Below are 1,556 nucleotides of genomic sequence, written 5' to 3'. Positions count from 1 at the left end.
ATATATTTTCTTCAAGCAAATTTTCTACTTGCTCTTTGATTTCTTCAACTGATAAACCGTTGAATTTATCTTTTATTTTCTGCCATACATCTATTGATGTTTCTATTTCTTCTTCAATTACATTTTGCGGTACGTCTGCCGCATAGTATTTTGAAAGGAACTTTGGCTTTAACGTAACGGCTTTAACAGATGGTTTACTGTTTGTTTTAGGCTTTTTATATCGTCCCTCGAATACATCAACCGCAGTAACCTTATTTAGCTTGCCCGACTTTGATAGCTCTCTTAATTGTTTTGATTTATTAATGTCTAACTTGTAATTAAATTCACAAATCACTTCATCAATTATTTCTTGTTCCGACTGCGTTAAATATGATAGTTCCACTCCGGCATTTACTGCAATCTCACCATCATCAATCCTTGTTTTCAGTTCATAGATAAGAGTATCTATTCTCAATAATCTTGCTACTGTAGCTCTTGATATACCATATTTATCTCCTATTTCTTGAGTAGTATCTAACTTTGTATCAAATTGAGACAAAGTTTCGGAAACCGCATCATTACTAAGGATTTCAAGGTTTTTCTCAATACTTTTTATCAAATCAGAACGTTTACCTTGACGTTTGTTTACTGCTACATCAAGTGCGTATATATGAGCCTGTTCAGATATTTTCATTTCTGTTATGCCACGTTGTTTTGTGTTACTGTCAAGTACAATCATCAGAGCGTCATCATCAGTTAAATTACTTAACACAACACATGGCACTGTTTTAAAACCGACTGCTTTGGCACATTCACAACGATTATGACCGGAAAGAATTTGATAGTTATCGTTATCCAGTTTTCGTACAAGGACCGGAGTTAAAACTCCATGCTCTCTGATACTTTCTTTTAAATCTTCAAATCGTTCACCGGTATATAATTCAAACGGATGCTGTGGGAAATGCTCAAGCATACTGATTGACAATTCAACACAACCGTTTTCTCTGTCTATATGCTCACCTGATGTTGTTGTCTGTGTTTCAGGTGCAGTAGATTGAAACATATTCATCATTTTTGCATAATCTCTTTTTACTTCTGCCATTTTTATATTCTCCTTTTACCTTATACTTTTAATAATCCCAATATTAATATCATCTCGCATATCGATATTAATATCGTCAATTACAATTAATTCATTGTTTAATTCTTTTCGTATTTCTGTTTCATTACATATGCAAATCGTATATTCTAAAACATAGTTACCTCTGTTATTTAAATTGAATTGCATACGAGTATTTATTAATCCTTTTTTTCTCAAACGACATATAATTATACTGACTTCTCTTACACTCATTCCGCACGTTTTAGCTATCTCTTTTTGTGATACATAACATTTATTTTTGTTATTTTTTCTACTGCATAGATAGATAAGAACAGTCAATTCATAAACTGTAAGCTTTTTATTTAGTATGTCAGAATGAATAAAAAATCCTTTATCAATATTTGCTACACTAAATAGATTACTTGTCTGAGAACCATTTGCTCTCCACCTTGCTTTAACTTTAATAAGTCCCTTT

At 31.9% G+C, this 1,556-nt stretch carries 2 protein-coding genes; both read right to left on the bottom strand.

Annotation, left to right across the window (positions count from 1 at the left end):
- Nucleotides 1-1,081: ParB N-terminal domain-containing protein (locus LKE05_RS14030; RefSeq protein WP_308457249.1), on the bottom strand; the 1,081-nt coding region annotated here is incomplete at its 3' end.
- Nucleotides 1,082-1,096: 15 nt separating this feature from the next.
- Nucleotides 1,097-1,556, bottom strand: a 460-nt coding sequence (locus LKE05_RS14025; protein ID WP_308457248.1) for a helix-turn-helix domain-containing protein, incomplete at its 5' end; no start/stop codon positions are given.

It is taken from the genome of Hominilimicola fabiformis, assembly GCF_020687385.1.
Taxonomy (GTDB): Bacteria; Bacillota; Clostridia; order UBA1381; family UBA1381; genus Hominilimicola; species Hominilimicola fabiformis.
The sequence above is the reverse complement of the archived record's forward strand: the minus strand, read 5'-3'. Positions and strand labels throughout refer to the sequence as shown.